We start from the raw sequence: 20,402 nt of genomic DNA, 5'->3' as shown, positions 1-20,402 counted from the left end.
ACCCGGTCCGGCACCGGCCTCTAGCCTCGGTCCGTGGACGACCCGCCCGCCGGCCGACCCGGCTCCCCCGACGCCCGCAGCCCGCTCCGCTTCCTCTGCTGGCTGGTACTCAGCCAGCGCCGCCGCTCGCTGGCCGGCACCTTCTACGGCACCAGCTGGATGCTCGGCCTCACCGTCCAGCCCTACCTGCTCTCCCGGGCCGTCGACGACGGTCTGCGGCCGGGCCGGACGGGCGCGGTGCTCGGCTGGTCCGCGGCGATGCTCGCCTTCGGCCTGCTGAACCTGGTCCTCGCCTGGTGCCGGCACCGCACCATGACGATGGTCCGCAACGACGCGTCCTTCCGCACCATCGCCGCGGTGCTGCGGCACAGCGTCCGGCTCGGCGCCGCGCTGCCCCGCCAGGTCGCGGCCGGCGAGGTCGTCACCATCGGCATCTCCGACGTGTCCCGGATCGCCATGGCGCTCACCTTCATCGGCCCCGGCGTCGGCGCGGTGGTCTGCTACCTGACGGTCGCCGCGATCCTGCTCACCCTCTCGCCGCTGCTGGCCCTCACCGTCCTGCTCGGCCTGCCGGTCCTCGCCCTGGCGCTCCGTCCGCTGCTGGCCCGCCAGCAGCTCGCCGAGCACCGCTTCCGCGACCACCAGGGCCGGCTGACCGCCCGCTTCGAGGACCTCGCCGGCGGCCTCCGGGTGCTGAACGGCCTCGGCGGCAAGGACGAGTTCGCGGCCCGCTACCGCGCCGACTCGCAGGCGCTGCGCGCCGAGGGCTACCGGGTCGGCGCCGCCGTCAGCTGGATCCAGGCCCTCGGCGGCGGACTGCCCGTCCTGCTGCTGGCCGCCGTCACCTGGCTCGGCGCCCGGCTCACCGCCGAAGGGCAGCTGACGCCCGGTCAGCTCACCGCGGTGTTCGCGTACGCCGCTGTCCTGGTCGCCCCGGTGTACTTCCTGATCGAGAACAGCCAGGACATCGGCCGCGCCCTGGTCTGCGCCCGCCGGATCACCGACTTCCTCAACCTGCCGCCCGACCCGGACCTCGGCACCGCCCGACTCCCCGCCGCGGACGCCGGGTTGACCGACCACGAGTCCGGCGTCCGGCTCGCCCCCGGCGAACTCACCGTGCTCGCCGCGGCCCGCCCCGCCGACAGCGCCGCCGTCGCCGAACGCCTCGCCCGCCTCGGCCCGCCACCACCGCGGACTGGGGCGACACCCCGCTCGCCGACCTGCCGCTCGCCGACGTCCGGGCCCGGATCACCCTCGCCGAGAACGAGGCCGCCCTGTTCGCCGGCACCCTCCGCGAGACCGTCCGCGGCCGCACCGACGCCCCCGACCACACCCTGCTCGCCGCCCTCGAATCCGCCGCCGCCCACGACGTCCTCAGCTCACTGGGCGGCCGGCTCGACGCCCCGATCGCCGCCGACGGCCGCAACCTCTCCGGCGGGCAGCGCCAACGGCTGCGCCTGGCCCGCGCGTTGACCGCCGACCCGGACGTCCTGCTGGCCGTCGAACCGACCTCCGCGGTGGACGCCCACACCGAGGCCGCGATGGCCGCCGGACTCCGCGCCGCCCGCGCCGGCCGCACCACCGCCCTCACCAGCACCTCCCCGCTGCTGCTCGACCAGGCCGACACCGTCCACTACCTGGTGGACGGCAAGGTCGCCGCCAGCGGCACCCACCGCGAACTGCTCCGCACCCAGCCCGGCTACCGCGCCCTCGTCACCCGCGGCCCCGGCCCCGCCACGGAGGAGGCCCGATGAGCACCCTGCCGATCGCCACCACCCGCCAGGTCCGGCAGGCCGCCGCCCGGCTCGTCCGCGCGGACGGCCGCGCCTTCGCCGCCGTCCTCGCCCTCAACGGCCTCGCCGCCCTGCTCGGCCTGGCCGGCCCCTGGCTGCTCGGCCGGATCATCGACCGGGTCACCCACGGCGCCACCACCGCCGACATCGACCGGCTCGGCCTGCTGCTGCTCGGCTGCGCCGCCGCCCAGATCCTGACCAATCGCCAGGCCCGCTACCTCGCCCACCGGTTCGGCGAGCGGGCCGCCGCCCGGGTCCGCGAACAACTCCTCGACCGGGTCCTCGCGCTGCCCGCCGCCACCGCCGAACGCGCCGGCACCGGCGACCTCACCTCGCGCGGCACCACCGACGCCACCTCCGTCGGCGAGACCCTCCGGGACGCCGGGCCGGAACTCTTCGTGGCCGCCGCCCAGTCCCTGTTCATCCTCGGCGCGATCCTCACCGTCAGCCCCCTGCTGGGCAGTTGCGGCCTCCTCGGGGTCGTCGGCATCTCCCTCGGCGCCCGCTGGTACCTGCGCCGCGCCCGCGCCGCCTACCTCGCCGACCGGGCCGGCAGCGCCGGCCTCGCCGAGACCCTCTCCGCCACCGCGAACGGCGCCCGCACCATCGACGCCCTCGGCCTCGGCGAGCAGCGCCTCGACGCCGGCCACCGCGCCATCGACACCGCCAACCGCGCCCGGCTGCGCACCCTCCACCTGCGGCTGCGCTTCTTCGCCGTCATCAACCTCTCCTACACCCTGCCCGTCGTCCTGGTCCTCCCGCTCGGCGCCGTGCTGGTCGCCCACCACACCGTCAGCCTGGGCGCGGCCGTCGCCGCCGTCCTGTACCTGCGGCGCATCGAGGAACCGCTCGACAGCATCGTCGTCCTGCTGGAGTCCGTGCAGAGCAGCACCGCCGCGTACGCCCGCGTCGAGGGCCTCGCCACCGCCCCCGCTCCCGCCCCGGCCACCGCGCCCGAACCCGCCGACGACCGGATCCGGGTCACCGGCGTCCGCTACGCCTACCCCGACGGACCGGACGTCCTGCACGGCCTCGACCTCGACCTCCGCCCCGGCGAGCGGCTCGCCGTCGTCGGCCCCTCGGGCTCCGGCAAGACCACCCTCGGCCGCCTGCTGGCCGGCATCGACCGCCCGCGCACCGGCACCATCACCGTCGGCGGCGTCCCGCTCGCCGACCTCTCCCCCGATCGGCTGCGCCGTCAGGTCGTCCTGGTCACCCAGGAGCACCACGTCTTCCTCGGCACCCTCCGCGACAACCTGCGGATCGCCGCCCCGACGCCGACGACCCCGCCCTCACGGCCGCACTGGACGCCGTCGGCTGGCGCCACGACCTCCCCGACGGCCTCGACACCGACCTCGGCTCCACCACCCGGCTCGACGGCGCGCAGGCCCAGCAACTCGCCCTCGCCCGCGTCATCCTGGCCGACCCCCACACCCTGATCCTCGACGAGGCCACCGCCCTGCTCGACCCCACCGCCGCCCGCGACACCGAACGCGCCCTGGCCGCCACCCTCACCGGCCGCACCGTCATCGCCATCGCCCATCGCCTCCACACCGCCCACGACGCCGACCGCGTGGCCGTCCTCGCCCAAGGCCGCCTCACCGACCTCGGCCCCCACGCCGCCCTCCTCACCACCGACGGCCCCTACGCCCGCCTCTGGCACTCCTGGCAGAGCTGAGGGAACGGCGAGAGCCCCGCCAGGGGCTCGGGGAACGGCGAGAGCCCCGCCAGGGGCTCGGGGAACGGCGAGAGCCCCGCCAGGGGCTCGGGGAACGGCGAGGCCGTGTCTGCGGAGGATCAACGGGGCGCAGAAGGTCCCGTGGTTTCGGGTCCCCGCCTTGACGTCCGCCACCACCCGCCGTTCCCCTGAAGCACCGTCAGCGCAGCACCCCCGCCTCCAGCCCTCCCGGCTCCACCGGTACCGCCACCAGGCCCAGTTCCGCACTGGAGGCGAGCCGGGGGTGCGCCGGGAGGACGCGGACCGTGTACCCGAACGGCCCGGTGCGCGAGAGTTCGAGGTGGCCCTCGTACCGCACCCGCCCGTCCAGGTCGGTCCCGCCGGAGCCGGAGGCCGGCTTCAACGCCAAGGTCGTCGCCTCGGAGATCCGGTCGCTCTCGTCGACCCGCCCGGAGACGACCTGGACCTCGACGTCCTCCGGCCGGAGCCGTCCGAGCGCGACCTGGACCCGGAGGGCGAGCGTCGCGCCGAGTTCCTGGGCCTCCCCGACCCCGTCCGCCTCGACGTGTTCGACCCGGACGGACGGCCACGCGTCGCGGACGGTCGCCTTCCAGCCCGCCAGGGCTTTCGCGCCGGCGTGGTCGGAGGCCTCGCCGGCCAGCCGCCGCCGGGCCTCCGCCGCCGGTACGTAGAGCCGCTCGACGTACTCCCGGACCATCCGTCCGGCCAGCACCTTCGGCCCCAGGGTCACCAGGGTGTGCCGGACCATCGAGATCCACCGGTGCGGCAGCCCGTCCGCCGCGCGGTCGTAGAAGCGGGCGGCCACCTGGTGCTCGATCAGGTCGTAGAGCGCGGCGGCCTCGATGTCGTCGCGCCGCTCGGCCTCCTTGCTCTCGGGGTCGAGCACGCCCTCACCGGTGCCGCCGTCCGCGGTGGGGATGGCCCAGCCGTTCTGGCCGTCGTACCACTCGTCCCACCAGCCGTCGAGGATGGACAGGTTGAGGCAGCCGTTGAGCGCGGCCTTCATGCCGGAGGTGCCGCAGGCTTCGAGCGGGCGGAGCGGGTTGTTCAGCCAGACGTCGCAGCCGGGGTAGAGGGCCTTGGCCATCGCCATGTCGTAGTCGGGCAGGAAGACGATCCGGTGCCGGACGGCGGGGTCGTCCGCGAAGGCCACCAGGTGCTGGATGAGTCGCTTCCCGCCGTCGTCGGCGGGGTGCGCCTTGCCGGCGACGACGATCTGCACGGGCCGTTCGGGGTGCAGCAGCAGGGCGCGCAGCCGCACCGGGTCGCGGAGCATCAGGGTGAGCCGCTTGTAGGACGGGACGCGCCGGGCGAAGCCGATGGTGAGGACGTCGGGGTCGAGCACCGCGCCGGTCCAGCCGAGTTCGGCCTCGCCGGCGCCGCGCTGCTGCCAGGAGGCGCGCAGCCGCCTGCGGGCCTCGTCGACGAGTTGGGCGCGCAGGGTGCGGCGCAGTTCCCAGACCTCGGAGTTGCCGATCCGTTCGAGGCCGGTCCACTGGCTCGCGGTGCCGACGGCCATCGCTTCCTCGGCGCGTTCCTGGCCGATCTCGGTGGCGCCGAGCCGGACCACGGCGGGGTCGATCCAGGTGGGGGCGTGCACGCCGTTGGTGATGGAGGTGATCGGGACCTCGGGCGCGTCGAAGCCGGGCCACAGGCCGCGGAACATCTCCCGGCTGACGGCCCCGTGCAGGGTGGAGACGCCGTTGGCGCGCTGGGCGAGCCGCAGGCCCATCGCGGCCATGTTGAACAGCTTGGGATCGCCGCCGGCCCAGTTCTCGGCGCCGAGGGCGAGCACCTGGTCGACGGGGACGCCGGGCAGGGCGGCGTCGCCGCCGAAGTGACGGGCGATCAGCTCCCGGTCGAAGCGGTCGATGCCGGCGGGGACGGGCGTGTGGGTGGTGAAGACGGTGCCGGCCCGGACGGCTTCGAGGGCGTCGGCGAAGCCGAGGCCGGGGTGGGCGGTGGTGAGTTCGGCGATCCGTTCGAGGCCGAGGAAGCCGGCGTGGCCCTCGTTGGTGTGGAACACCTCGGGTTCGGGGTGGCCGGTGAGGCGGCAGTAGGTGCGGACGGCGCGGACGCCGCCGATGCCGAGCAGTATTTCCTGCAGCAGCCGGTGTTCGCTGCCGCCGCCGTAGAGCCGGTCGGTGACGTCGCGTTCGGCGGGGGTGTTGGCCTCGATGTCGGAGTCGAGCAGCAGCAGCGGAACCCGGCCGACCTGGGCGCGCCAGACCTGGGCGGCGAGGGTGCGGCCGCCGGGCAGGGCGAGGTCGATCCGGCAGGGGGTCGCGTCGGCCTCGCGGAGCAGGGTGACGGCGAGCGCGTCGGGGTCGAGCAGGGGGTAGCGCTCCTGCTGCCAGCCGTCCCGGCTGAGGGACTGCCGGAAGTAGCCGTGCCGGTAGAAGAGGCCGACGCCGATGACGGGGACGCCGAGGTCGGAGGCGGCCTTGAGGTGGTCGCCGGCCAGGATGCCGAGGCCGCCGGAGTACTGCGGGAGGGCGGCGGCGATGCCGTACTCGGGCGAGAAGTAGGCGATGCCGGCGGGCAGCGCGTCGCCGAGGTCGTTCGCGGACTGGTACCAGCGCGGGCCGGTGAGGTAGTCGCGCAGGTCGTCGGCCAGGTCGCCGAGCCGGCGCAGGAAGCGCCGGTCGGTGGCCAGGGCGGCCAGCCGGGCGGCGGGCACTTCGCCGAGCAGGCGGACCGGGTCCTCCCCGACGGCGGCCCAGACGTCCGGGTCGACGGAGCGGAACAGTTCCCTGGTCTCGGGGTGCCAGGACCAGCGGAGGTTCAGCGCGAGCTCGTGCAGTGGCTGCAGTTGTTCGGGCAGGACGGTGCGGACGGTGAACCTGCGAATTGCCTTCACGACTTGAAGCGTAGACCCGGGTGCGGGCCTGACAGGGCGTCAACTTGCGGTCGCCACACCCGTTCGGAGCAGCGTTGAGATCGTTTCGGGCGCGTGGTGGCAAATACCGGCGCACGGGGGGCGCAGGCTGGGAACGGACGCGCCGTCGGGTGTGAACTTCTGAGGACGGAGGTGTAGCGGGTGCCTGTTCCGTCGCTGCATACCGGCTGAAACCGCGCGCCTACCCGCCCGTAGCCCTTGCCCGGAATGCGAGGATGCAACAAGGTCGTGGGTGCCACCGGTGCACGATCGGTCGGTCGTCGCCCGCTGCCTCCGGCCGGTGCTGTTCCGGTTCGACGAGCCCTCACCTCCTTTAGCCCATTCGGCCCCAGTAGCCGTGTCTTCGCGTGTCCTTGTTCCCCGGCCGGTCGTTTTCCGGTGAGTTGGGTCATGCGGGGGCGTGCACCGAGCGACGTGCGCCGGGTCACGCGCGTCCGGCGCTGCGGGCGTCGCTGCGGCGGCCGCGCGGGCGGGGTGGGCGGGCCCGGCGGCGCGGCGCCGACACCGGCCGCGCGTCCTTCCTCACCCAGCAGTCCTCCCGGTACTCTCCCGGCGTCGCCCGCCGGGAGAGCTGCCGCCGATCTCGGGCAGGAGCTTGGCATGCACGGCGACACGCGGGACCAGTCCACGGTGCCGACGGACCACACCCCTGACGGACCGTCGACCGGGGAGCCCCCGGTGCCGGCCCCGCGCACCGCGGCGGCCCGCAGGCGGGCGGCCGCACCGGCCGCGAAGCGCGCCGCGGGCACCCCGCGCAAGGCCGCGTCGAAACGGACCACCACCGTCAGGTCCGCGGCAGCCGGCGCAGCCACTGGCGCCGCGTCCGCCACGACCACCCCGGCGGCGAGCACACCTGACACCCCGTCGGACGGCCGCGAGCCCGCGGCGCGCCCGTCCGCGAAGCGCGCCGCGGCCGCCCGGCCGGCCCGCCCCACCCGCACCACGACAGAGAGCGACACCGTGATCGGCCGCATCCCCGTCCTTGACGTGACCCCGCTCGTCGACGCCGGCCGGCGTCCGGCCAAGGCCGTGGAGGGGGAACGCTTTCTGGTCTCCGCCACGGTGTTCCGGGAGGGCCACGACGCGGTGGGGGCCAATGTGGTGCTGCGCGACCCGCGCGGCCGGTCCGGCCCGTGGACGCCGATGCGCGAGCTGTCCGAGGGCAGCGACCGCTGGGGGGCGTACGTCACGCCGACCGCGCCGGGCCGCTGGTCGTACCTGGTGGAGGCGTGGAGCGACCCGGTGGCGACCTGGCGCAAGCACGCGGCGGTGAAGCTGCCGGCCGGGATCGACACCGCGCTGGTGCTGGAGGAGGGCGCCCAGCTGCTGGAGCGGGCGGCCGCCGGGGTGCCGAAGAAGGACGGCCGGGCCCAGGTGCTGGCCGCGGTGGACGCGCTGCGCGACCCGGGCCTGCCGCCGCTGAGCCGCTACGCGGCGGCGCTGGTCCCGGAGGTGACGGCGCTGCTGGCCCGCTTCCCGCTGCGCGAGCTGGTCTCGTCGACCCGTCCGCAGCCGCTCCAGGTGGACCGCAAGCGGGCGCTGTTCGGCGCCTGGTACGAGTTCTTCCCGCGCTCGGAGGGCGCGGTGGTCGACCCGAACGGGGTGGAGGCACCGGTCTCCGGCACCTTCCGGACGGCCGCCGAGCGGCTGCCCGCTGTCGCCGCGATGGGTTTCGACGTGGTGTACCTGCCGCCGATCCACCCGATCGGGCGGGCCCACCGCAAGGGCCCGGACAACTCCCTGACGGCGGGTCCGCGGGACGTCGGCTCGCCGTGGGCGATCGGCTCCCCGGAGGGCGGGCACGACGCGGTCCACCCGGACCTGGGCACCCTGGAGGACTTCGACCACTTCGTGGCGGAGGCGGGCGCGCTGGGCCTGGAGGTGGCGCTGGACTTCGCGCTGCAGTGCTCGCCTGACCACCCGTGGGTGCACAAGCACCCGGAGTGGTTCAGCCACCGCGCGGACGGCACCGTCGCGTACGCGGAGAACCCGCCGAAGAAGTACCAGGACATCTACCCCGTCAACTTCGACCAGGACTTCGACGGGATCGTCCGCGAGACGGTGCGGATCCTGCGGTTCTGGATGGGCCACGGGGTGCGGATCTTCCGCGTCGACAACCCGCACACCAAGCCGGTGAACTTCTGGGAGAAGGTGCTCGCGGACATCGCCCGCACCGACCCGGACGTGTTGTTCCTGGCGGAGGCGTTCACCCGCCCGGCGATGATGCACACCCTGGGCAAGATCGGCTTCCACCAGTCCTACACGTACTTCACCTGGCGCAACACCAAGGCCGAACTGACCGAGTACCTGACCGAGCTGGCGGGCGACGCCGCCGCGTACATGCGGCCGAACTTCTTCGCCAACACCCCGGACATCCTGCCCGAGTACCTGCAGACCGGCGGGCCGGCGGCGTTCGCGGTGCGCGCGGTGCTGGCGGCCGCGCTGTCGCCGACCTTCGGGGTGTACGCGGGCTTCGAGCTGTTCGAGAACGAGCCCGCGAAGCCCGGCTCGGAGGAGTACCTGCACTCGGAGAAGTACGAACTGCGGCCGCGCGACTGGTCCCGGCAGGACACCCTCGCGCCGCTGCTGACCGCCCTGAACCGGCTGCGCCGTCGGCATCCCGCGCTCCAGCAGCTGCGGGACCTGCGCTTCCACTCCGTCGACAACGAGCGGATCCTCGCGTTCTCCAAGACCGCCGTCACCGAGGACGGCCTGGAGGACCAGGTGATCTGCGTGGTCAACCTGGACCCGCACCACGTCCAGGAGGCCACGGTGACGCTCGACGTGCCGGGGCCGCTGACGGTGCACGACGAGCTGACCGGCGCGACCTACGCCTGGGGCCGTCACAACTACGTCCGGCTCGATCCCTCTTCCGGGCCGGCCCACCTCCTCACGGTTCGGAGGAACCCGCAGTGACAGTCAACGAGCCCGTCCCCGACACCTTCGCCGACACCCCCGCCCGGGACCGCGACCCCGAGTGGTTCAAACGCGCGGTCTTCTACGAGGTCCTGGTGCGCTCGTTCCAGGACAGCAACGGCGACGGCGTCGGTGACCTCAAGGGGCTCACCTCGCGGCTCGACTACCTCCAGTGGCTGGGGGTGGACTGCCTCTGGCTGCCCCCGTTCATGAACTCCCCCCTGCGGGACGGCGGTTACGACGTCTCGGACTACCAGTCGGTGCTCCCGGAGTTCGGCAACCTGGCCGACTTCGTGGAGTTCGTCGACGCGGCGCACGCCCGCGGCATGCGGGTGATCATCGACTTCGTGGTGAACCACACCAGCGACCAGCACGCGTGGTTCCAGGCCTCCCGCAGCGACCCGGAGGGCCCGTACGGCGACTTCTACATGTGGGCCGACGACGACAAGCAGTACCCGGACGCGCGGATCATCTTCGTCGACACCGAGACCTCCAACTGGACGTACGACCCGGTCCGCAAGCAGTACTACTGGCACCGCTTCTTCAGCCACCAGCCGGATCTGAACTACGACAATCCGCGGGTGCAGGAGGAGGTGATGGCGGCCCTGCGGTTCTGGCTGGACCTCGGCATCGACGGCTTCCGGCTGGACGCGGTGCCGTACCTGTACGCCCGCGAGGGCACCAACTGCGAGAACCTGCCGGAGACGCACGACTTCCTGCGGACGGTCCGCAAGGAGATCGACGCCAACTACCCGGACACCGTGCTGCTGGCCGAGGCCAACCAGTGGCCGGAGGACGTGGTCGACTACTTCGGCGACTTCGGCTCCGGCGGCGACGAGTGCCACATGGCGTTCCACTTCCCGGTGATGCCGCGGATCTTCATGGCGGTCCGCCGGGAGTCCCGCTACCCGGTGTCGGAGATCCTGGCGAAGACCCCGGAGATCCCGTCCGGCTGCCAGTGGGGCATCTTCCTGCGCAACCACGACGAGCTGACCCTGGAGATGGTCACCGACGAGGAGCGCGACTACATGTACGCGGAGTACGCGAAGGACCCGCGGATGCGGGCCAACGTGGGCATCCGCCGCCGGCTCTCCCCGCTGCTGGAGAACGACCGCAACCAGGTCGAGCTGTTCACCGCGCTGCTGCTCTCGCTGCCCGGCAGCCCGGTGCTGTACTACGGCGACGAGATCGGCATGGGCGACAACATCTGGCTCGGCGACCGGGACGGCGTGCGCACCCCGATGCAGTGGACGCCGGACCGCAATGCGGGTTTCTCCTCGGCCGACCCGGGCAGGCTCAGTCTGCCGCCCATCATGGATCCGGTGTACGGCTATCAGGTGACCAACGTCGAAGCGCAGCAAAGCAGTTCGAGTTCGCTGCTGCACTGGACGCGTCGCATGATCGAGATCCGCAAGCTCAACCCCGCGTTCGGCCTCGGCAGCTACACCGAGCTGCCCTCCAGCAATCCCGCGGTGCTGGCCTTCGTGCGCGAGCACGAGGGCGACCTGGTCATGTGCGTGAACAACTTCTCGCGGTTCGCGCAGCCGACCGAACTGGACCTGCGGCAGTACGGGGGGCGGTACCCGGTCGAGCTGATCGGCGGCGTGCGCTTCCCCACCATCGGCGAGTGGCCGTACCTGTTGACGCTGGCCGGCCACGGCTTCTACTGGTTCCAGCTGCGGCAGTCCCCGGCGAAGGCGGCCGGGACGGCGTAGCGGCGGGAGCCGCCGCGCCACGCCCACGCACCGACGATCCCCCAGGCCCCGATCGGGACTTCCCCTCCGAGGGCGCGCCAGGCGCATCGCGCGCCCCCGGAGGTCTTCGCACCACCGCGTACGGAGAACAGCCCAACGGCCATCCACACGAAGGCGTGACACCGAGCCCGCGGCTCGCGTGCCGTCGCCGCCGCGCCGTCGAAATCCGGAAGAGTGAAGGGCCCGGCCACGATCCGTCGGGCAGCCGCCCGCTTCCGGGGAAAGGGAGTCATGTCCGAAACCTCCCGTTCTCAAGCCCACCTGCACCGCGATCCTTCCGCCGCCCCCGGGCCGGTCGGCACGCGGGCGCCGGGGGTCCGGAGAACCGCCGCGGGAGTCAGCGAGCTGGTCCAGTCGGCCCTGCCGCTGATCGCCGAATGGCTCCCCACCCAGCGCTGGTACGCCGGCAAGGGCCGGCCGATCGCCGCGCTCGTCCCGGTGATCGGCACGCCGCTCCAGGTCGGCGACCCGGCCCTGCTGCACCTGCTGCTGCGGGTGGACCACGGCGGCGCGACCGGCGGCCCCGGCGACGTGTACCAGCTGCTGCTGGGCATCCGCTCGGACCGGCCCGCGGCGGTCGGGCGGCCGGCGGTGCTGGGCCGACTGGCGGGCGGCACCTACGACGGCGCGGTGCTCTACGACGCGGTGCACGACCCGGAGCTGACGGGCCGTCTGCTGGAGCACCTGGCCACCGGCGACCGGTTCGGCTCGCTGTCCTTCCGCCGCACGCCCGGGCCGGGCCTGCCCGGGAACCTGCCGGGCCGGGCGTCCACCGCGGAGCAGTCCAACTCCTCGGTGATCTACGACACCGCGTTCATCCTGAAGCTGTTCCGCCGGATCAGTCCCGGGACCAACCCCGACCTGGAACTGTCCCTGGCGCTGTCCCGGGCCGGCTCGACCCGCATCCCCCGGGTCGCCGCCTGGTTCGAGTGCCGGATGGAGCGCGCCGAGCCCGCCACCCTGGGCCTGCTGCAGCGCTACCTGCCGGACGCCGAGGACGGCTGGGAGCTGGCCCTCGACCAGGTCGCCCGGCTGAAGGGCGACCCCTCGCCCGGCAACTTCGCCATCGAGGCGCACCGGCTGGGCCGGGCCACCGCCGAGGTGCACCGGGTGCTGGCCCGCTCGATGCCCACCGCCCGCCTCGACCGGCCGCGGATCGCCGAACTGGCCGGCGCGATGGCCGACCGGCTGGACTCCGCGGTCGCCGCGGTGCCCGGCCTGCTGCGCTACCGCTCCGCGCTGCGCGGCGCGTTCCAGCAGCTGACGGCCGCTCACCTGGACGGACTGCTGGTCCAGCGCATCCACGGCGACCTGCACCTCGGCCAGGCCATGCGCACCCCGCAGGGCTGGGTGCTGCTGGACTTCGAGGGCGAGCCGGCCAAGCCGCTGGCCGAGCGCCGGCTCCCGCAGCCCGCGCTGCGGGACGTCGCCGCGATGCTCCGCTCCTTCGACTACGCGGCCGCCCACCTGCTGGCCGGCTCCCCCGCCCAGGACCCGCACCTGGCCCACCTGGCCGCCGCCTGGGCGGCCCGCAACCGGGCCGCGTACTGCGCCGGCTACACGGCCGGCGGCGGCGCCGACCCGTCCGGCTCGCCGGAGCTGATGCGCGCCCTGGAGATCGACAAGGCGGTGTACGAGGTGGTGTACGAGGCCCGGCACCGGCCGAGCTGGCTGCCGATCCCGCTGGCCGCGATCAACCGCCTGGCCGACTCCGTCTGACCGGCCGCCCGGCCGTCCCGGCCGGGCGGCCCGCTCTCCCGGCACCACCCCCGTCCCGTTCGCAGGAATCCTGGAGGCCTCCGCCGTGACCCCGCTCGGTCCGCTCGACCCGTCCTTTCCGGCCGACCGCCAACCGGCCGTCCCGGCCACCTTCCGGAACGGCGAGCGCGTCAGGGGGGCCGGCGCCCCGTCCCCGGCCAAGCCCGCGCGGGCGCAGGGCGCGACGTCCGCGACCAAGCCCGCGACCAAGTCCGCGGCCAAGTCCGCGAAGGCGGGCGGCCCGGCCCCGGAGCCCCGGCCGGCCAGGGGCACGACCGTCCGGCCCGGCAAGGCCGCCCGGCTCGTCCCGGGCTCGGCGCTGCGGCTGCCCGAGGCGCCGCTGCCGCCCGCCGAGGTGGACCGCCTGGTGTCCGGCGCGCACCACGACCCGCACGCCCTGCTGGGTGCGCACGCGCTGCCGACGGGCACCGCGATCCGGGTGCTGCGCCCGTTCGCCGAGCGGGTGGTGGTGGAGACCGCCCTCGGCCCGGCGGAGCTGACGCACCAGCAGGCGGGCCTGTTCACCGGCCTGTTGACCGGCCAGCGGTTCCCCGCCTACACGCTGAAGGTGACCTACCCGGGCGGGGGGCCGCTGGAGCAGCAGGACGGCTACCGCTTCGCCCCGACCCTCGGCGAGCTGGACCTGCACCTGATCTCGGAGGGCCGGCACGAGCAGCTGTGGCACGCGCTCGGCTCGCACGTGCGCACCGTGGACGGGGTGGCCGGCACCTCGTTCGCGGTGTGGGCGCCGAACGCGGTCGGGGTGCGGCTGATCGGCTCGTTCAACCACTGGGACGGCACCGCGCACCCGATGCGCTCGCTGGGCTCGTCCGGCGTGTGGGAGCTGTTCGTGCCGGGCCTGGGCGAGGGCGAGCGGTACAAGTACCAGATCCTGACCCGGAGCGGCCGGGTGGTGGAGAAGGCCGACCCGCTGGCCCGGGCCGCGCAGTGCCCGCCGGACACCGCCTCGGTGGTGACGGTCTCCCGGCACGAGTGGCAGGACGCCGAGTGGATGGCGGCGCGGGCGCACACCGTCCACCACCGCGCCCCGATGTCGGTCTACGAGCTGCACCTCGCCTCCTGGCGCCCCGACCTGGCCTCGTACCGGCAGATCGCCGAGGTGCTGCCCGGCTACCTGAAGGAACTGGGCTTCACCCACGTCGAGTTCATGCCGGTGATGGAGCACCCGTTCGGCGGCTCCTGGGGCTACCAGGTGTCCGGCTTCTACGCGCCGACGGCCCGGCTCGGCACCCCCGACGACTTCCGGTACCTGGTCGACACGCTGCACCGGCACGGCATCGGCGTGCTGGTGGACTGGGTGCCGGCGCACTTCCCGAAGGACGACTTCGCGCTGGCCCGCTTCGACGGCGAGCCGCTGTACGAGCCGGCCGACCCGCAGCGCGCCGAGCACCCCGACTGGGGGACGCTGGAGTTCGACTACGGCCGCACCGAGGTCCGCAACTTCCTGGTGGCGAACGCGGTGTACTGGTGCGAGGAGTTCCACGTCGACGGCCTGCGGGTGGACGCGGTCGCCTCGATGCTCTACCTCGACTACTCGCGCGAGGGCGGCGGCTGGACGCCCAACCAATTCGGCGGGCGGGAGAACCTGGACGCGGCGTCCTTCCTGCAGGAGATGAACGCCACCGTGTACCGGCGCTGCCCGGGCGTGCTGACGGTCGCCGAGGAGTCCACCGCCTGGGACGGCGTCACCCGGCCCACCGACTCCGGCGGCCTGGGCTTCGGCCTGAAGTGGAACATGGGCTGGATGCACGACTCGCTGGTCTACATGTCCAAGGAGCCGGTGCACCGCAAGTACCACCACAACGAGATGACCTTCTCGATGGTGTACGCGTACTCGGAGAACTACATCCTGCCGATCTCGCACGACGAGGTGGTGCACGGCAAGCAGGCGCTGGTCTCCAAGATGCCCGGCGACTGGTGGCAGCAGCGCGCCAACCACCGCGCCTACCTGGGCTTCATGTGGGCCCACCCCGGCAAGCAACTGCTGTTCATGGGGCAGGAGTTCGCTCAGGGCGCGGAGTGGGACCACGAGCACGGCCCGCAGTGGTGGGTGCTCGACGAGGCCTGGGCGGCGCACGAGGACCACCGGGGCGTGCAGCGCCTGGTCGGCGACCTCAACCGGGTCTACCGCGACACCCCGGCGCTGTACGAGCTGGACACCGTCCCGGCCGGCTTCCGCTGGCTGGACGGCGGCGCGGCCGAGGACAACGCGCTGTCCTTCGTCCGGTTCGCCGCCGACGGCAGCCCGCTGGTGGCGGTCTCCAACTTCTCCCCGGTGGTCCGGCACGGCTTCCGGGTCGGCCTGCCCCGGCTGGACGGCCGCGACCAGCTGTGGGAGGAGGTGCTGAACACCGACGCCGTCCGGTACGGCGGCAGCGGGGTCGCCAACTCCCGTCCGGTGAAGGCGGAGGGCACCCAGTGGAACGGGCAGCCGCGCTCGGCGGAGCTGGTGCTGCCGCCGCTGGCCACCGTCTGGCTGCGTCCGGCCCGTTGACGGTCTGACGACCCGTCGGATCGCACACCGAGGACCTACGTCCCCCCGACCGGCCCTAACGGCAGTGCCGCAACCCGGTCCGAATGTCGTACGAAGGTATGGTCAAGATGACCGCAGCCTGAGACAGACGGACGGGGAGCTCCACCGTGGCGAGCAGCGTGTACGTGACCGGGATCGACCGGGGGGACGGCCGACAGGCCGTGGAACTCGGGGTCATGGAACTGCTCACCCGCCAGGTGGACCGGGTCGGGGTGTTCCGCCCCCTGGTGCACACCGCGGAGGGCGGCCACCACCCCGCCGACCACGTGGTGGAACTGCTGCGCACCCGCTACCGCCTCGACCTGCCCGTCAGCGAGCTGTACGGGCTGACCTACGACGAGGCCGCCGCCCTTCAGGCCGCCCAGGGCCAGGACGAACTGGTCTCCCAACTGGTCGACCGCTTCCACCAGCTGGAGCGCCGCTGCCAGGCGGTGCTGGTGCTCGGCACCGACTTCTCCGGCACCAACATCCCGGACGAGCTGGCCTTCAACGCCCGGCTGGCGAACGAGTTCGGGGCGAGCGTGCTCCCGGTGGTCGGCGGCCGCCAGGACGACCCGCAGGCGGTGGTCGCGGAGGTCCGCAACGCCCACCGCGCCTACCGGGACCTGGGCTGCTCGATCCTGGCGATGATCGCCAACCGGGTGGCGCCGGGCGCCAAGCAGCAGGTGCAGCGGGCGCTGACCGAGAAGCTGCCGGTGCCGGTGTACGTGATCCCGGAGGAGCCGGCCCTCGCCGCGCCCACCGTCGCGCAACTGGTCGAGGCGACCGGCGCCCAGGTGCTGCTGGGCGACGCGGCCGGCCTGTCCCGGGACGTCCGGGGCTTCGTGTTCGGCGGCGCGATGCTGCCGACCTTCCTGAACGCGCTGACCGAGGGCGCGCTCGTGGTGACCCCCGGCGACCGGGCCGACCTGCTGATCGGCTCGCTGGCCGCGCACGCCGCGGGCGCCCCGCCGATCGCCGGCGTCCTGCTGACGCTCGGTCAGCACCCGGGCCCGGACGTGATGGCGCTGGCCTCCCGGCTGGCCCCCGGCACCCCGGTGGCCGAGGTGACCGAGGGCTCCTGGCTGACCGCCGCGGCGCTCACCCACCTGGAGGGCCGGATCGGCCCCGGCAACCCGCGGAAGGCCGAGATCGCCCTCGGCCTGTTCGAACTGCACGTCGACACCGCCGAGTTGACCAGCCGGATCGAGCTCAGCCGCTCCGAGCGGGTCACCCCGATGATGTTCGAGCACGCCCTGCTGGAGCGGGCCCGCGCCGACCGCCGGCACATCGTGCTGCCGGAGGGCGCCGAGGACCGCGTGCTGCGCGCCGCCGAGGTGCTGCTGCGCCGCAACATCTGCGACCTGACCCTGCTCGGCGAGCCGGAGGCCGTGCACCGCCGGGCCGCCGCGCTGGGCATCGAGTTCCCGCCGGCCGACGGCTCCGGCGCCCGGGTGCGGATCGTCGACCCGGCGGCCAGCCCGCTGCGCCAGCGCTTCGCCGAGCTGTACGCGAAGGCCCGCGCCCACAAGGGCATGACGATCGAGCGGGCCCTGGACGTGGTCACCGACGTCTCCTACTTCGGCACCCTGATGGTGCAGGAGGGCATCGCGGACGGCATGGTGTCCGGCGCGGTGCACTCGACGGCGGCGACCATCCGCCCCGCCTTCGAGGTGATCAAGACCTCGCCGGGCGCGGCGATCGTCTCCTCGGTGTTCTTCATGTGCCTCGCCGACAAGGTGCTGGTGTACGGCGACTGCGCGGTCAACCCGGACCCGGACGCCCAGCAGCTGGCCGACATCGCGATCCAGTCCGCCGGGACGGCGGCCCAGTTCGGGGTGGAGCCGCGGGTGGCGATGCTGTCCTACTCGACCGGCACCTCCGGCTCCGGCGCGGACGTGGACAAGGTCCGCAAGGCCACCGAGCTGGTCCGCGAGCTGCGCCCCGACCTGCTGGTGGAGGGCCCGATCCAGTACGACGCGGCGGTGGACGCGCACGTCGCGGCGACCAAGCTGCCGGGCTCGCCGGTGGCCGGCCGGGCCACCGTGCTGATCTTCCCGGACCTGAACACCGGCAACAACACCTACAAGGCGGTGCAGCGCTCGGCCGGGGCGATCGCGGTCGGCCCGGTGCTGCAGGGCCTGAACAAGCCGGTCAACGACCTGTCCCGCGGCGCCCTGGTCGAGGACATCGTCAACACCGTGGCGATCACCGCGATCCAGTCCCAGACCGAGTCCGCCGACGGAGGCGCACAGTGACCACCGGTACCCGTGTCCTGGTGCTGAACGCCGGGTCGTCCTCGGTGAAGTACCAGCTGATCGACATGCTGGACGGCTCCCGGCTGGCCTCCGGCCTGGTGGAGCGGATCGGCGAGCTCAGCGGCCGGCTGCTGCACCTGCCGCTGACCGGCGAACCGCGCGAGACGGTGCGGCGCTTCGCCGACCACGACGGGGCGCTGCACGCCGTCGCCGACGAGCTGGCCGCCGACCTGATGGGCCTGGACTCGCCGGAGCTGGCGGCGATCGGCCACCGGGTGGTGCACGGCGGGCTGCGCTTCACCCGGCCGACGCTGATCACCGACGCGGTGGTCGCGGAGATCCGCCGGCTGATCCCGGTGGCGCCGCTGCACAACCCGGCGAACATCACCGGCATCGAGGTGGCCCGCTCGATCCGCCCCGACCTGCCGCAGGTCGCGGTCTTCGACACCGCCTTCCACGCCACCCTGCCCGAGTACGCGGCCCGCTACGCGATCGACCGGAAGACCGCCGACGAGCACCGGGTGCGCCGCTACGGCTTCCACGGCACCTCGCACCAGTACGTCTCCCGGGCCACCGCCCGCCTGCTGGGCCGCGACCCGGCCGAGCTGAACGTGATCGTGCTGCACCTGGGCAACGGGGCCTCCGCCTCGGCGGTGGCCGGCGGGGTGTGCGTGGAGACCTCGATGGGCCTGACCCCGCTGGAGGGCCTGGTGATGGGCACCCGTTCCGGTGACGTGGACCCGGGCCTGGTGTTCCACCTGCACCGGGTGGGCGGCCTGACGATCGATCAGATCGACGACCTGCTGAACCGCCGCAGCGGCCTGCTCGGCCTGTGCGGCGACAACGACATGCGCGAGGTGGTGCGCCGCGCCCAGGACGGCGACGACGACGCCAAGTTGGCCTTCGACTCGTACGTGCACCGGATCCGCCGCTACCTGGGCGGGTACTACGCGGTGCTCGGCCGGGTGGACGCGGTGGCGTTCACCGCGGGTGTCGGGGAGAACTCCGTGGAGGTGCGGGCCGCGGTCTGTGCCAATCTGGAGGAACTGGGAATTTCGGTGGAGCCGGAGCTGAACGCGGTGCGTTCGCGCGAGGCCCGGGTGATCTCGCCGTCCTACGGCCGGGTGACCGTCGCCGTGGTGCCCACCGACGAGGAACTGGAGATCGCCCAGCAGACGTTCGCGCTGGTCCACGAGGTGTAGGACCGGCGCGGGATGACTACCCGTCAGTATCCCACCCCTCGGAATGTTCGTTGGCGATATCTGACGATTCGAGCTGAATGCACCGATAACACGAACGGATAGACTGACGGATATGCGCCGAGCGAAAATTGTCTGCACCCTGGGTCCTGCCACGGACTCCTACGAACAGCTGAAGGCCATCGTCGAAGCGGGCATGAACGTCGCCCGACTGAACATGAGCCACGGCTCCCACGCCGAGCACGAGGACCGGTACCGCCGCGTCCGCCAGGTGTCGGAGGACACCGGCCGCACCATCGGCGTGCTGGCCGACCTGCAGGGCCCCAAGATCCGTCTGGCGACCTTCGCCAACGGCCCGGTGACCGTTGACAACGGCGACACGTTCACCATCACCACCGAGGATGTCCCCGGTGACCAGTACATCTGCGGCACCACCTACAAGGGCCTGCCCGGCGACGTGAAGCCCGGCGACCCGATCCTGATCAACGACGGCGTCATCGCCCTGGAGGTCGTCAGCGTCGACGGCCCGCGGGTGAAGACCGTGGTGGTCGAGGGCGGTGTGCTCTCCAACAACAAGGGCATCAACCTGCCCGGCGCGGCGGTCAACGTGCCCGCGCTGTCCGAGAAGGACAAGGAGGACCTGCGCTTCGCCCTGCAGCTGGGCGTCGACATGGTCGCACTGTCCTTCGTCCGCAACGCCGCGGACATCGACGACGTCCACAAGGTCATGGACGAGGTCGGCATTCGTGTGCCGGTCATCGCCAAGATCGAGAAGCCGCAGGCCGTCGAGGCGATGGAGGAGATCGTCCTCGCCTTCGACGCGATCATGGTGGCCCGCGGCGACCTGGCGGTCGAGTACCCGCTGGAGAAGGTCCCGCTGGTGCAGAAGCGCCTGGTCACCCTGGCCCGCCGGAACGCGAAGCCGGTCATCGTCGCCACCCAGATGATGGAGTCGATGATCCACGCCTCGCGCCCGACCCGCGCCGAGGTCTCCGACGTCGCCAACGCGATCCTGGACGGCGCGGACGCGGTCATGCTGTCCGCCGAGTCCAGCGTCGGCAAGTACCCGGTCGAGACCGTCAAGACCATGAGCAAGATCGCCGAGAAGGCCGAGGAGGAGCTGCTCTCGCAGGGCCTCCAGCCGCTCAACCCGGGCCGCAAGCCGCGCACCCAGGGCGGTTCGGTCGCCCGCGCCGCGACCGAGCTGGGCGACTTCCTCGACGGCAAGGCGCTGATCGCGTTCACCAAGTCCGGTGACACCGCCCGCCGCCTGTCCCGCTACCGCTCGCCGATCCCGGTGATCGCCTTCACCCCGGACGTCGCCACCCGCAACCAGCTCTCGCTGAGCTGGGGCGTCGAGGCGTACGTCACCGAGCAGGTGGCCACCACGGACGCGATGGTCGAGCAGGTCGACCGCGAACTGCTGAAGATGGGCCGCCTCGCCGAGGGCGACACCGTGATCGTCACCGCCGGCGTCCCGGTCGGTATCCCGGGCACCACCAACATGGTCCAGGTCCACCACCTGGGCACCCGCGGCGGCCGCTGAGCCCGGCGCAGGAACCCGCAGGGGCGGACCCGAGGATCGGGTCCGCC

General features: G+C 73.2%; 8 protein-coding genes and 2 pseudogenes. 9 read left to right on the top strand and 1 reads right to left on the bottom strand.

Annotation, left to right across the window (positions count from 1 at the left end; genetic code table 11):
- Nucleotides 1–33 precede the first annotated feature (33 nt).
- Both KCH_RS24030 and KCH_RS24025 read left to right on the top strand, forming a co-directional pair.
- A pseudogene (locus KCH_RS24030) lies at nt 34–1,754 on the top strand (ABC transporter transmembrane domain-containing protein).
- Nucleotides 1,751–3,471: pseudogene (locus KCH_RS24025) on the top strand (ABC transporter ATP-binding protein). Before KCH_RS24030 ends, KCH_RS24025 begins: the two co-directional pseudogenes overlap by 4 nt.
- A gap of 199 nt (nt 3,472–3,670) precedes the next feature.
- Here the strand turns inward: KCH_RS24025 and glgP are convergent.
- Entirely contained in the window at nt 3,671–6,352 is a 2,682-nt protein-coding gene (glgP, locus tag KCH_RS24020) for an alpha-glucan family phosphorylase (protein WP_035866310.1), read from the bottom strand.
- Nucleotides 6,353–7,351: 999 nt separating this feature from the next.
- Here glgP and KCH_RS24015 point away from each other — a divergent pair.
- The 7 genes from KCH_RS24015 (at nt 7,352) to pyk (ending at nt 20,355) form a co-directional block, all read left to right on the top strand.
- Nucleotides 7,352–9,307, top strand: coding sequence for an alpha-1,4-glucan--maltose-1-phosphate maltosyltransferase (locus KCH_RS24015; protein WP_035873498.1), 1,956 nt, complete (start codon nt 7,352–7,354; stop codon nt 9,305–9,307).
- The gene (treS, locus tag KCH_RS24010) at nt 9,304–11,022 is read left to right on the top strand and encodes a maltose alpha-D-glucosyltransferase (RefSeq protein WP_035866306.1); all 1,719 of its coding nucleotides are present in this window, start codon (nt 9,304–9,306) and stop codon (nt 11,020–11,022) included. Before KCH_RS24015 ends, treS begins: the two co-directional genes overlap by 4 nt.
- A gap of 270 nt (nt 11,023–11,292) precedes the next feature.
- On the top strand, nt 11,293–12,780 hold the full coding sequence (locus tag KCH_RS24005) for a maltokinase N-terminal cap-like domain-containing protein (RefSeq protein ID WP_035866303.1): 1,488 nt from the start codon (nt 11,293–11,295) through the stop codon (nt 12,778–12,780).
- 85 nt (nt 12,781–12,865) lie between these two features.
- Nucleotides 12,866–15,334, top strand: coding sequence for a 1,4-alpha-glucan branching enzyme (gene glgB / locus KCH_RS24000; RefSeq protein ID WP_084223896.1), 2,469 nt, complete (start codon nt 12,866–12,868; stop codon nt 15,332–15,334).
- Between the two features lie 146 nt (nt 15,335–15,480).
- Nucleotides 15,481–17,610: a phosphate acetyltransferase gene (pta, locus tag KCH_RS23995; RefSeq protein ID WP_035866298.1), complete on the top strand. Its 2,130-nt coding sequence runs from the start codon at nt 15,481–15,483 to the stop codon at nt 17,608–17,610.
- A complete protein-coding gene (locus tag KCH_RS23990; protein WP_035866295.1) occupies nt 17,607–18,812 on the top strand; it encodes an acetate/propionate family kinase in 1,206 nt (401 codons plus the stop codon). The genes pta and KCH_RS23990 overlap by 4 nt, the downstream gene beginning before the upstream one ends.
- Nucleotides 18,813–18,924: 112 nt before the next feature.
- Nucleotides 18,925–20,355 (top strand): pyruvate kinase, encoded by a 1,431-nt coding sequence (pyk, locus tag KCH_RS23985; RefSeq protein ID WP_035866292.1) that lies wholly within the window; start codon nt 18,925–18,927, stop codon nt 20,353–20,355.
- Nucleotides 20,356–20,402 lie beyond the last annotated feature (47 nt).

The sequence above is a fragment of the Kitasatospora cheerisanensis KCTC 2395 genome, assembly GCF_000696185.1.
Lineage (GTDB): Bacteria > Actinomycetota > Actinomycetes > Streptomycetales > Streptomycetaceae > Kitasatospora > Kitasatospora cheerisanensis.
The sequence above is the reverse complement of the archived record's forward strand: the minus strand, read 5'-3'. Positions and strand labels throughout refer to the sequence as shown.

Bases quoted from the DNA above. Each gene is read 5' to 3' on its own strand.
- KCH_RS24005 (WP_035866303.1), top strand. From the start codon at position 11,293: ATGTCCGAAACCTCCCGTTCTCAAGCCCACCTGCACCGCGATCCTTCC.
- pyk (WP_035866292.1), top strand. From the start codon at position 18,925: ATGCGCCGAGCGAAAATTGTCTGCACCCTGGGTCCTGCCACGGACTCC.